Origin of the sequence: Pseudomonas sp. BF-R-30, assembly GCF_019956175.1 — a bacterium.
GTDB classification, from domain to species: domain Bacteria; phylum Pseudomonadota; class Gammaproteobacteria; order Pseudomonadales; family Pseudomonadaceae; genus Aquipseudomonas; species Aquipseudomonas jessenii.
The window spans coordinates 301772-313771 of the sequence record NZ_JAHBDE010000033.1 but is presented as its reverse complement, the minus strand read 5'-3'; the positions used below and the strand labels follow the sequence as shown (position 1 = coordinate 313771).

The following is a 12000-nucleotide window of genomic DNA, read 5'->3' as shown; positions in this document are numbered from 1 at the left end:
GCTGCTAGCCGCCGGACTTCTTCGCTTTGAAACCGAGCTTGATCAGTTCTGCCAAGAGTAGCTCGACATGATCGCCCTGGATTTCGATGACACCGTCTTTCAGCGCCCCACCGGTACCACAACGTTTCTTCAACGTCGTGGCCAGGTCCTTGAGCGCGTCTTCAGCCAACGGCACGCCGGTGATGGTGGTCACCGTCTTGCCGCCACGGCCCTTGCTTTCGCGACGCACGCGAGCGATGCCGTCGCCGGCCGGGATAACGGTCTGTCTGCAGATGCAGGCGTCCACCGGTTTACTGCATTCCGGGCAATGACGACCTGCGTCGGTGGAAAATACCAGGCCGCCCAAGGCGGCGAAGGATGCGGCTTTTTTGGCCACCGGCAATCCTCTTCGGAGGACAAAGACTGGTCGCAGCACTTGGGAAGGCTATCGACCGCGAAGCCCCACTCAGGCAGGGGCAGCGCTACTGAAACGGTACGACATTCATTTCACTGTAGGAGCGAGCTCGCTCGCGATGGACGTCAACGATGACGCGGGACGTCAGACAGCCCGTGTCGTTCTTGCGTTTTTCGCGAGCAGGCTCGCTCCTACAGGAAGCCATACCGGTTCAGTTTAAAAAGGTCGCGCAGTGTAACGGCAAAAACGCCGATTGCTAAGAGCCAATCGGCGCCAATTTATAGCTGTTTTGCGACGTCGATCCGGCGTGAGCGCAAATAGCGCTTCAATGCGGCCAGAGAGTCCGGGCAATAAGGCTTTTGCTCGATTTCCAGCATGACCTGATCGATAGGGATAAAGCGCGCTTCGAGCACCTCTTCCGGTTGCAGGATCAACGGGCCGTCCCACACCGCCGAGAACGCCGAACACCACAGGCGATTGCCGGTGTCCTCAAAGTAAAAGTGGTCATGGGCGGTCAGTTCCACGCCACTCACGCCCAGTTCTTCCTCCAGCTCCCTTGCCGCCGACTCGGCATAGGTTTCACTGGCGAGCACCATGCCCCCCGCCGCCACGTCCCAGAAACCGGGATAGATTGCCTTGCTCAGGGTGCGGCGATGCACGCACAGCTCGCCAGCGGAGTTGAACAACATAATGTAGGTGCCGCGCCCGATCAGCCCGCGCTCGCGCAAATCGGAACGGACCAGGGCGCCGAGCAGGTTGTCCTGCTCGTCAACCCAGGCGATCTGTTCGGCATCGGAAGCCGCACGGTGCGCGGCCTCCCTGGCATTATCGACCATGACTCAGCCCTGATTGAGCAGTTGACGCAAATCGATCACCGCCGCGTTGGCCCGGGAAATATAGTTGGCCATGACCAGCGAGTGGTTGGCCAGTACGCCGAAGCCACTGCCGTTGAGGATCATCGGACTCCACACCGGCTCCTGCGACGCTTCCAGTTCACGAATGATCTGGCGCACGCTGACCGTGGCGTTCTTCTTGGCCAGCACATCGGCGAAGTCGACTTCAATGGCGCGCAGCAAATGCGAGAGAGCCCAGGCCTGGCCGCGAGCTTCGTAGAACACGTTGTCGATCTGCAGCCATGGGGTTTCGACGATTTCCTCATCGACTTGCGGCGCCACACCCGGCGTCACCACCTCGGTCTTCAGCGCAGTGTTGAGCTTGACCCGGCCCACACTGGCCGACAGTCGTTGCGACAGCGAACCCAGACGGGTGCCGACGTCACCCAGCCAGTTGTTCAGGTTGTCGGCACGGGCATAGAACAACGCGCTCTTCTGGTTAGGATCGGACAGTCGCGCCTGATAGCGGCTCAGGGAATTGATGCCTTCCTGGTACTCGGACTCACTGGACGGCAGCACCCAGCTCTTGTTGTCGAAGTTGAAACGCGGCTCGGCCTTTGCCAGGTCGGCGTCTTCGGCAGACTGCGACTGCGAACGGGCGAAGTCTTTACGCAGTGCCCGGCTCAGGTCGCGGACCTGCACCAGCACGCCATATTCCCAGCTCGGCATGTTGTCCATCCACAGGCCTGGCGGGAATCGGTCGTTGGAAATATAGCCGCCCGGCTTGGTCAGCAAGGTGCCGGCTACGGTCTTGAGGGTTTCCACCGTGGTGTAGCCGACGACCATCTGCTTGCCTTCTTTCTCGGCCGCCAGTTGAGCGGTTTGCTGGACCGGGAACAGCGCCGGCTCCTGGCTCCAGTACCAGCCCAGGACACTCGCCACCAACAGGTAGATGCCCAGCAGAGTGGCCAGCGCCCGGCTGAACAACAGACCACCCAGATAACTGCGGGTCTCCGACTTCGGTTCAGCGGTACGTTCAGGCGCACTGTCTGTGCGGTTCTTCCAGTCCAGCATGGCGATATCCTTTCAAGCTCTTGAGTTCAACGGTTCGACCACAACCATACAACAACGTGCCTTGGCCCGGCACCCGCCATCGCACCGATGTGGAAAATTACCGGGCTTGCGGATCAAAAGAACGTCTGTGCACCCGACGACGCTGCGACCCTCAAAATCCCCCCTAATGGTTTGGATTGCCACCCTAAGGGAATCCCCGACCCTCTAAAGCCCAAAAAAACGGGCCGATCAGCACTGGCAAAAAAATCATGAATGGCCGGCGTTCCGTCACTCGTCCACTTCCACCCCGCGCCCGCCAAGTGCCCTGATTCAGGCACTTCGCCCCTTAAAACCGCGACTTGAAAGGCTAGAACAAGACCGGCCAGTCACAAACTGAATAAAGACACATTGCAGATTATTGACGTACAGCACTCATGTAATGGAAAAGTGGTGCTAGCATAGAGCCACCACTCGACCTCAGTGTGCACCCTAACTAGTAGTCAGGATATGACCGAGCCAGAAGATCCCAGCCGCGAGCGCCTCAAGCACCACTTTGCCCAGCGGGTAATTCATCAGGCTCGTCAGATTCTTGAGATATGGCAGCGCCTGCAACGCAGTGAGTGGTCCACCGCCGACCTTTCGGAACTGAGCGAGGCCAATCTGCGCCTGCTGCGTTTCGCCGAGCGTTTCGAACAACCGGAACACTCGCAACTGGCACGCCACATCGGTCAGTCACTGGAAGCGGTCGACGCCAATCGCGGACGCCTGAGCAGTGGCCTGATCACCGATCTCAACCGCTTGATGCAGCGCCTGTCACGCACCGGCCTGCGCCATGGCGACCAACTCGATCAAACCTTCCTGCCGCCGCTGCGCAAGCCCATCTACGTGATGTTGCAGGATCACGACCGCGCCGAGCGCCTGGCCAAACAACTGGAATTCTTCGGCCTCAGCGCCCAGTCCCTGGACAGCGTAGACGCGTTTCGCTCATCGATGGTCGAGCGCATGCCGGCGGCGATTGTCATGGACGTGGACTTTAGTGGCACCGGTGTCGGCCTGAAACTGGCCGCCGAAGCCCAGGAAGGCCTCGATCATCAGCTGCCGCTGCTGTTCTTCAGCCTGCACGAAACCGACACCCCGACCCGCCTGGCCGCCGTGCGTGCCGGCGGCCAGGAATTCCTTACCGGCACCCTCGAAGCGTCGAGCCTGCTGGAGAAGATCGAAGTCCTGACCTGCGTTGCCCAGTACGAGCCTTATAAAGTGCTGATCATCGACGACTCCCGCGCCCAGGCCTTGCACACCGAGCGCCTGCTCAACAGCGCCGGGATCGTCACCCGCACGCTCATCGAGCCGATCCAGGCCATGGCCGAACTGGCGGACTTCCAGCCGGACCTGATCATCCTCGACATGTACATGCCGGCCTGCACCGGTACGGAACTGGCCAAGGTGATCCGCCATAACGATCGTTACGTCAGCGTGCCGATCATTTACCTGTCGGCCGAAGACGACCTGGACAAGCAGCTCGACGCCATGAGCGAGGGCGGCGACGACTTCCTGACCAAACCGATCAAGCCCCGGCACCTGATCACCACCGTGCGCAACCGCGCGGCCCGGGCACGCAACCTCAAGGCACGGATGGTCCGCGACAGTCTCACCGGGTTATACAACCACACGCATATCCTGCAATTGCTCGAAGACTGCTCGTTCCGCGCCCGCCGCGAAAGCAAGCCGCTGAGCTTTGCCATGCTCGACATTGACCACTTCAAACGGGTCAATGACAGCCACGGCCACCCCATGGGTGACCGGGTCATCAAGAGCCTGGCGCTGTTTCTCAAGCAACGCCTGCGCAAAACCGACTTCATCGGCCGCTACGGTGGCGAAGAGTTCGCCATCGTCATGCCGGATACCGATATCGAAGCGGCCTACAACGTGCTCGATGAAATCCGTCAGCGCTTTGCCGAGATTCACTACCCCGCGCAACCCGAGGATCTGTGGTGCACCTTCAGTGCCGGAGTGGTTGAGCTTTGCGAAAGCTCCGACAGCCTGATGATGGCCAACCAGGCGGACGAAGCGCTGTATCGCGCCAAACACGGCGGACGCAATCGCGTACAGGGCGCACGCACATCAAAGCAAAGTGCCACTTTTTTATCGGAATCGACCGATACGGTCATAACCCTGTAACAGAAACGCAATAACTTCAGGCACTTACCATTTCTGCCGTTGGTAGTCCGTAATGCGCCTGAAGCTGCTGACCAATCTCAATACCCTCCTTCTGGTGGCCGTGTGCGTGGCCCTCGGCGCTACGCTGTGGTGGTCGCAGAAAGCCCTGGAGCGTCCATATCTATTAATGGAGCGCTACCTGGGCCTGTCGCAGCAATTTCAGAATGACGTCGCCCGCAGCATTGAGGATTACCTGGGCAGCGGCGATGCGCTGCGCCTGAGCAGTGCCGCCCAAGGCATCGACAGCCTGCAAAAAGAACTCGGCGAATTGCCACCGGCCTTGGCCGAGGCGTTGCGCCCCAGCCTGTCGACCCTTGAAGAATTCAGCAAGACCGACCTGCTGGCCGCCGGCAAACTGGCAGGTGATCCGCAGGCCTTGCTGCTGCAGGCCGAGCGGGAACTGGGTGCCAGTCTCGATCAGCTCAGCCAGTACGCCAGTGGCAATGCGGCCTACCTCACGCCGCTGCTCACCGCATCGCAACACTTGGGAAAATTGTCCCTGACCCGGGACAAACTGGTCAGCAGCGGCCGCAGCGAGCTGGCCGCCGATGTCGAACGCGAAGTGGCCAACATCCGTATCCAGGCAGAGAAACTCGACGCCCTGCCATTGCTGGGCGTGACCACCAGCAGCGAGTCGAACACCGATGATTTCGCCTCGATGATGGGCCTTGAGAACACGGAAAAAACCGTCACCGAAGATGCCGGCGTCGGCCTGAAGCGCGAGCTCAACAGCCTGCTCATCCGCTATCCGGCCGAGCTCTCGCGCACTCGCGATCAAATCCGCAAGCGCGCCGACCTCAGCGCGGCGACCCACCTGAAAATCGCCGACGTGCAACAGGCCATTGCCGGGATGGAACCGGTGGTGCGCGCCCAGCACGGGCAGATCCAGGGTGAAGTACGGCTGATGCAAGGCGTGATGATCGGCTTGATTCTGTTGATCGCATTGCTGATCGACACCCTGCAACGCAAACTCGCCCGGACCCTGACCAACCTCGCCCCGGCCCTCTCGACCTGGGCCGAAGGTGACTTCAGCCGCGACATTCAACTGGGCAACACCAACCGCGAATTGCATGACATTGAAGCCTCCCTCAACCGCTTGCGCGCTTATCTGGTGGACCTGGTGGGGACCATTCGCCGCAATGCCGAACAGGTGGCCGGCAGCAGCCGCACCCTGGCCGACCTGAGCAACGACCTGCATGAAGGTGCCGAGCATCAGGCCGGTGATACGGCACTGATCCGCGACTCCCTCAGCGAACTGGAAGCGACCATTCAACAAGTCGCCGGCGACGCCAGCCAGGCCGCCGAAGCCAGCCGCCACGCCGGCCTGGCCGTGGAGCACGGACAGAAAGTCATCGGTCTGAGCCTCACCGGCCTGCATGCGCTGGTGGATGAAGTGCAAGGCAATGCGCAAATGATCGAACACCTGGCCGAAGAGTCGGCCACCATCGGCGGCGTGTTGACGGTGATCCGCTCGATTGCCGACCAGACCAACCTGCTGGCCTTGAACGCCGCCATTGAGGCGGCCCGGGCCGGGGAAATGGGTCGAGGCTTTGCGGTGGTGGCCGAAGAGGTGCGCTCACTGGCGCAACGTACCGCCGGGGCCACCGCAGAAATCCAGACGCTGATCGCAGGGCTGCAAACCGCCGCGCGGCAATCGGTGGAGGGCATGCGAGCCCAGGTCGAACACGCCGAAGCCACGGCCAGCCAGGCCCAGGCCGCTGATGGCGCGCTGGATAAAATCGTCGGGGCGATCCAGACCATTTCCGACACAGCGGTACGCATCGCCGATGTCACCGCCCAGCAAAGCGGTGCTGTCAGCGAAATCCGTGACCACAGTGAGCGTATTCATCAGTTGGGAGGGGATAACCTGCTGCGTATCGGCGAAGGCCGTGAACAGGGAGAAAATCTTCTGGTGTTGGGTGGTCGATTGCATACAGCCGTGCAGGCCTTCCGCGTCTGATAGATTGCTTTCGCGAGCAAGCCCGCTCCCACATTGGTTCTGTTGTGTGCACATCATTTGTGAACACCAGAGATCAAATGTGGGAGCGGGCTTGCTCGCGAAGGCATCAGAACATTCACCACAAAGCTCCCCCGCTGCACACCCTGCAACTGTCCGCTATCATCCCCCCAATTCCGATACGCGAGATCGTCATGCGCCGCTTGCTCTGCCTGTTGTTTTTAGTGTTCGTCCTGCCGGCCAGCGCCACTGGTTTGCTGGAGAACCGACCCAGCTCAAGCCTGGGCTCGATCAACAACAGCGCCGACTTCCTGCCGGTGCGCGAAGCTTTCCAGCTGAGTCTGGTTGACAGCACGCCGCAATCGATCAAGTTGCGTTTCGTCGCCGCCGAAGGTTATTACCTCTACCGCCACCGCTTTCAATTTCGCGCCGATCCGGCCGATATCCTCCTCGGCGCGGCGAAACTGCCCAACGGCCAGAAAAAGCACGATGAATACTTCGGCGATGTCGAGGTCTACCACGGCATTCTCGACATCGAATTGCCGCGCACCGACCAACGCGCCTTCACCCTGGTCGTGACCTATCAGGGATGCGCTGACAAAGGCCTGTGCTATCCGCCGGAAACCGAGCGCCTGAGCATCGACGGCAGCGGCGCTCCGGCGACGGCTTATCAATGGAGCTGGCGCGAACTGGCCTTGTTTTTCCTCGCCGGCCTGGGCCTGACGTTCACGCCATGCGTGCTGCCCATGCTGCCGATCCTTTCCGGGGTGGTGCTGCGCGGTCAGGTCGGTGGCTGGCGCGGTTTCAATCTTTCACTGGCCTATGTGCTGCCGATGGCCGCCTGTTTTGCCCTGCTCGGCGCCCTGATGGGCCTGTTCGGCGCCCAGCTCAATCTACAGGCGCGGCTGCAATCGGCCTGGGTGCTGGTGCCGTTCGCGATGTTTTTTGCAGTGTTTGCCTTGGCGATGTTCGGCGTCTTCGAACTCAAGCTGCCGCATGCCATCAGCAGTCGCCTGGACCGCATCGCCGGCCGCACCGAAGGCGGGTCACTGTGGGGCGCCGCGGTGTTGGGCGTGGTCTCCAGCTTGCTGGTTTCACCCTGCGTTTCGGCGCCATTGGCCGGGGCGCTGCTGTACATCAGCGCCAGTGGCGATGCGCTGGGCGGCGGCTTGAAACTGTTCGTGCTCGGCCTCGGCATGGGCGCGCCGCTGTTGCTGGTGGCCACCGGTGGCGCAGCCTGGCTGCCGAAGAGCGGTCCGTGGCTGGTCTACGTGAAAAACGCGATTGGTGTGTTGTTGCTCGGGTTGGCCGTTGGCCTGCTCGGCCGCGTCTTGCCGGGCCAGGTCACCTTGCTGCTGATCGGCTTGCTGGCCGGCGGTGTCGGCTTGTTCATGGGTGCGCTGGAGTTCGTCTATAAACCACCACGCAAACGCCTGGGGCAATTGTTCGGCATGTTCCTGCTGTTTTACGCACTGGCCTGCTGGTATGGCGCCTTCAGCGGCCAGACCGATCCGTTCAACCCGATCGGCCAGCCCCGTATCGCTGACAACAACGGACCCGCGCAAAACACCAGCACCTGGCAAACCGTCAGCACTTCCGCCGATCTGGACCGCGTGCTCGCTGAGGCCCGGTCGTCCGGCACACCGCTGCTGCTCGACTGGTACGCCGACTGGTGCATCAGCTGCAAGGTCATCGAGCGCGAGGTACTGGATGACCCTGTCGTCATCGAACGCCTCAAGGGTTACCGGCTGATCCGCTTCGACATCACCGCCAGCAACGCCGAGCAACGCGCCCTGCTCGATCGCTACCAGTTGTTCGGCCCCCCGGCCCTGATGTTTTTCGGCAAGGACGGTGTCGAACGCGCCGATGTGCGGGTGATCGGCGAGATCAACGCCAGGGACTTCGCCGAACGTGTAACCAGGGCGAATGACCAATTTTAATCAAGCAGTCATATATTTCGCGCAAACATCGGTCATCGTGCTGGCTATTGCAGAGAACTGGACAGTCACAAAGGCTTTGCGGCATAGTCGCCGGGTTCTGACAATTGCTCACAGATAACATAGGAACCGCCGATGGCGACGTTACTCGTTCTGCACGGACCCAACCTGAACCTGCTCGGCACTCGCGAACCGGGCACCTACGGCGCCACGACGCTGGCGCAGATCAACCAGGACCTGGAACGCCGTGCCCGCGAAGCCGGTCACCATTTGCTGCACCTGCAAAGCAACGCCGAGTACGAATTGATCGACCGCATCCACGCTGCCCGCAGTGAAGGCGTGGACTTCATTCTGATCAACCCAGCAGCTTTTACACATACAAGTGTCGCATTACGTGACGCGCTGCTGGCGGTGAGCATCCCATTCATCGAAGTGCATTTGTCTAACGTGCACAAACGCGAACCTTTCCGCCATCACTCTTACTTCTCCGACGTAGCGGTGGGAGTGATCTGCGGCCTTGGCGCCAGCGGTTATCGACTGGCCCTGGAGGCCGCCCTGGAACAGCTTGAACAACAAGTTAACCGCCCCTGACCGACCCTTGGGAGTTGATGATTCATGGATATCCGTAAAGTTAAGAAACTGATCGAATTGCTGGAAGAGTCCGGCATCGACGAGCTCGAGATCAAGGAAGGCGAAGAGTCCGTACGCATCAGCCGTCATAGCAAGACCCCGGCTCAGCAGTACTACGCGCCAGCTCCAATGCATGCTCCGGCTGCCGCGCCTGTCGCTGCCGCCGCTCCGGTTGCCGCTGCCGCACCTGCTGCCGCCGCCGCGCCAGCACTGAACGGCACCGTTGCCCGTTCGCCGATGGTCGGTACGTTCTATCGCAAGTCTTCGCCAACCTCGCCGTCCTTCGTAGAAGTCGGCCAGACCGTGAAGAAAGGCGACACCCTGTGCATCGTTGAAGCCATGAAGATGATGAACCACATCGAAGCTGAAACCAGCGGTGTGATCGAATCCATCCTCGTCGAAGACGGCCAGCCGGTTGAGTACGACCAACCGCTGTTCACCATCGTTTGAACCGCGGAGAGCCTTTGATGACTGCGAAGTTGGAAAAAGTTCTGATCGCCAACCGCGGTGAGATCGCCCTGCGGATCCTGCGCGCCTGCAAAGAGATGGGCATCAAGACCGTCGCCGTTTACTCCAAGGCTGACAAGGAACTGATGCACCTGGGCCTGGCAGACGAATCCGTCTGCATCGGTCCGGCATCGGCCGCCCACTCCTACCTGCACATTCCGGCAATCATTGCCGCGGCCGAAGTGACTGGCGCCACCGCCATTCACCCGGGCTACGGCTTCCTTGCGGAAAACGCCGACTTCGCCGAGCAGGTCGAGAAATCCGGCTTTGCGTTCATTGGCCCGAAAGCCGAAACCATTCGCCTGATGGGCGACAAGGTATCGGCCAAGCACGCCATGATCGCTGCCGGCGTACCGACTGTTCCGGGTTCTGACGGCCCGCTGCCGGAAGACGAAGAAACCGCTCTGCGCATTGGTCGCGAAGTCGGTTACCCGGTGATCATCAAGGCCGCTGGCGGCGGCGGTGGTCGCGGCATGCGCGTTGTGCACAAGGAAGAAGACCTGATTGCCTCGGCGAAACTGACCCGCTCCGAAGCAGGCGCGGCGTTCGGCAACCCGATGGTCTATCTGGAAAAATTCCTGACCAACCCACGTCACGTGGAAGTCCAGGTCCTTTCCGATGGCCAGGGCCAGGCCATCCATCTGGGCGACCGCGACTGCTCGCTGCAACGTCGTCACCAGAAGGTTCTTGAAGAAGCGCCGGCACCGGGTATCGACGAAAACGCACGTGAGGAAGTACTCGCACGCTGCGTCAGGGCTTGCATCGATATCGGCTACCGTGGCGCAGGCACTTTCGAGTTCCTGTACGAAAACGGCCGCTTCTACTTCATCGAGATGAACACTCGTGTCCAGGTAGAGCACCCGGTTTCGGAAATGGTCACCGGCATCGACATCGTCAAGGAGATGCTCAGCATCGCCGCCGGCAACAAGCTGTCGTTCACCCAGGATGACGTGGTCATCCGCGGTCACGCGCTGGAATGCCGGATCAACGCCGAAGACCCGAAAACCTTCATGCCGAGCCCGGGCACGGTCAAGCATTTCCACGCTCCAGGCGGCAACGGCGTTCGCGTCGACTCGCACCTGTACAGTGGCTATGCGGTTCCGCCGAACTACGATTCGTTGATCGGCAAGCTGATCACCTACGGCGCAACCCGCGACGAAGCCATGGCGCGCATGCGCAATGCGCTGGACGAAATCGTGGTCGACGGGATCAAGACCAACATCCCGCTGCACCGCGACCTGACCCGCGATGAAGGCTTCTGCAAAGGGGGCGTGAACATTCACTACCTCGAGCACAAGCTGGCTGGCGAGAAGCACTAAGCTTCGACCCGATCAACAAAGCCGCCTTCGGGCGGCTTTGTTGTTTCTAAAGGTTTCACCCCCCCCTGTGGGAGCGGGCTTGCTCGCGAAGAGGGTGTGTCAGGCAAACATTTATTGACTGGCATACCGCTTTCGCGAGCAAGCCCGCTCCCACAGGCACAGTGGACTCCCACAAAAGCCCCGCGCTCGCGTAAACTTGCGCGCTTCTCGCAGCCCGCTAGGCTGCAATCAATATTTTTCAAAGGTGCCCGCCATGCCTTGGCTGCAAGTCCGTCTCGCCATCAGCCCAGAACAAGCCGAAACCTATGAAGACGCTTTCCTTGAAGTGGGCGCCGTATCGGTGACCTTCATGGATGCCGAAGATCAGCCGATCTTCGAGCCGGAACTCAACACCACGCCGCTGTGGTCCCACACGCACCTGCTGGCCTTGTTCGAAGGCGGCACCGAGCCAGGCCCGGTATTGGCCCATCTGGAGCTGTTGACCGGCAGCCCGCTTCCCGAGCACCACAGCGAAGTGATCGAAGACCAGGACTGGGAACGCAGCTGGATGGACGGATTCCAGCCAATGCGTTTCGGCCAGCGCCTGTGGATCGTGCCGAGCTGGCACGCCGCGCCGGAGCCTGATGCAGTGAATTTGCTGCTGGACCCGGGCCTGGCGTTCGGCACCGGCACCCACCCGACCACCGCACTGTGCCTGGAATGGCTCGACGGCCAGGACCTGAAAGACTGCAACGTGCTGGACTTCGGCTGCGGCTCGGGGATTCTGGCGATTGCCGCCCTGCTGCTGGGCGCCAAGGAGGCCGTGGGTACCGACATCGACGTGCAGGCGCTGGAAGCGTCCCGCGACAACGCCGGGCGCAATAACATCGCTGATGAATTGTTCCCACTGTATCTGCCGGAAGATTTGCCACAGGTTCAAGCCGATGTGCTGGTGGCCAACATTCTCGCCGGCCCGCTGGTTTCCCTGGCGCCGCAGCTGTCGGGCCTGGTCAAGTCGGGCGGTCGCCTGGCGCTGTCGGGCATCCTCGCCGAACAGGGTGACGAAGTCGCTGCCGCCTACGCCAGGGACTTCGATCTGGACCCGATCGCCAATCGCGATGGCTGGGTGCGCATCACTGGCCGTCGGCGCTAGAATGATCGCCTGCATAATCCG

10 protein-coding genes are annotated in these 12000 nt (G+C 61.0%); 7 read left to right on the top strand and 3 right to left on the bottom strand.

Going from position 1 to position 12000, the window contains the following annotated elements:
* Positions 1-4 precede the first annotated feature (4 nt).
* The 3 genes from KGB20_RS18505 to KGB20_RS18495 form a co-directional block, all read right to left on the bottom strand.
* Positions 5-376 carry a translation initiation factor Sui1 gene (locus tag KGB20_RS18505; protein ID WP_057712155.1) on the bottom strand — a complete coding sequence of 124 codons (372 nt, stop codon included), beginning with the start codon at positions 374-376 and terminating at the stop codon, positions 5-7.
* 296 nt (positions 377-672) lie between these two features.
* Positions 673-1230, bottom strand: a complete 558-nt coding sequence (locus KGB20_RS18500) for an NUDIX hydrolase (protein WP_057712156.1) — start codon at positions 1228-1230, stop codon at positions 673-675.
* 3 nt (positions 1231-1233) lie between these two features.
* Complete coding sequence (locus KGB20_RS18495; RefSeq protein ID WP_150813551.1) at positions 1234-2301, bottom strand: DUF2333 family protein; 1068 nt, start codon at positions 2299-2301, stop codon at positions 1234-1236.
* 486 nt (positions 2302-2787) lie between these two features.
* Here KGB20_RS18495 and gcbA point away from each other — a divergent pair, with 486 nt between their 5' ends.
* From gcbA to prmA, 7 genes are all read left to right on the top strand, one after another.
* Complete coding sequence (gene gcbA, locus KGB20_RS18490; protein ID WP_057712158.1) at positions 2788-4458, top strand: diguanylate cyclase GcbA; 1671 nt, start codon at positions 2788-2790, stop codon at positions 4456-4458.
* Between the two features lie 52 nt (positions 4459-4510).
* Positions 4511-6457, top strand: a complete 1947-nt coding sequence (locus KGB20_RS18485; RefSeq protein WP_154910386.1) for a methyl-accepting chemotaxis protein — start codon at positions 4511-4513, stop codon at positions 6455-6457.
* A gap of 191 nt (positions 6458-6648) precedes the next feature.
* The gene (locus tag KGB20_RS18480; RefSeq protein WP_154861082.1) at positions 6649-8394 is read left to right on the top strand and encodes a protein-disulfide reductase DsbD; all 1746 of its coding nucleotides are present in this window, start codon (positions 6649-6651) and stop codon (positions 8392-8394) included.
* Positions 8395-8526: 132 nt separating this feature from the next.
* Complete coding sequence (aroQ, locus tag KGB20_RS18475; protein WP_007971361.1) at positions 8527-8982, top strand: type II 3-dehydroquinate dehydratase; 456 nt, start codon at positions 8527-8529, stop codon at positions 8980-8982.
* Between the two features lie 24 nt (positions 8983-9006).
* Positions 9007-9471: an acetyl-CoA carboxylase biotin carboxyl carrier protein gene (gene accB / locus KGB20_RS18470; protein WP_008053948.1), complete on the top strand. Its 465-nt coding sequence runs from the start codon at positions 9007-9009 to the stop codon at positions 9469-9471.
* A gap of 17 nt (positions 9472-9488) precedes the next feature.
* Positions 9489-10847, top strand: a complete 1359-nt coding sequence (gene accC / locus KGB20_RS18465; protein ID WP_057712161.1) for an acetyl-CoA carboxylase biotin carboxylase subunit — start codon at positions 9489-9491, stop codon at positions 10845-10847.
* Positions 10848-11100: 253 nt separating this feature from the next.
* Entirely contained in the window at positions 11101-11979 is an 879-nt protein-coding gene (prmA, locus tag KGB20_RS18460; protein ID WP_090452919.1) for a 50S ribosomal protein L11 methyltransferase, read from the top strand.
* Positions 11980-12000: the final 21 nt, after the last annotated feature.